2 tRNA genes and 1 rRNA gene are annotated in these 384 nt (G+C 50.0%); all 3 read left to right on the top strand.

What is annotated here, in order from left to right:
• The 3 genes from rrf (at position 1) to H5S10_RS02775 (ending at position 336) form a co-directional block, all read left to right on the top strand.
• A 5S ribosomal RNA gene (gene rrf, locus H5S10_RS02785) occupies positions 1-116 on the top strand.
• A 49-nt stretch (positions 117-165) separates the two neighbouring features.
• Positions 166-257, top strand: a tRNA-Ser gene (locus tag H5S10_RS02780).
• A 7-nt stretch (positions 258-264) separates the two neighbouring features.
• Positions 265-336, top strand: a tRNA-Glu gene (locus H5S10_RS02775).
• Positions 337-384 lie beyond the last annotated feature (48 nt).

Below are 384 nucleotides of genomic sequence, written 5' to 3'. Positions count from 1 at the left end.
GTGGTGATGATGGCTTGAAGGATACACCTGTACCCATGCCGAACACAGAAGTTAAGCTTCAACACGCCGAAAGTAGTTGGGGGATCGCTCCCTGCGAGGATAGGACGTTGCCACGCAAAATCAAGCTTTGGCACCTGGTCTTAATTGTGCCAGGGCTTGGATATTGGAGAGTTGTCCGAGCTGGCCGAAGGAGCATCATTGGAAATGATGTATACGGGTTAAAGTCTGTATCAAGGGTTCGAATCCCTTACTCTCCGTTATTATGACCCGTTAGTCAAGTGGTTAAGACACCAGCCTTTCACGCTGGTATCGTGGGTTCAAATCCCGCACGGGTCACTTTTGGAGGATTAGCTCAGTTGGGAGAGCATCTGCCTTACAAGCAGG

The organism is Limosilactobacillus balticus, assembly GCF_014145615.1.
Classification (GTDB): Bacteria; Bacillota; Bacilli; order Lactobacillales; family Lactobacillaceae; genus Limosilactobacillus; species Limosilactobacillus balticus.
Note: the sequence above shows the minus strand (reverse complement) of the source record. Positions and strands in the feature narration are given on the sequence as shown.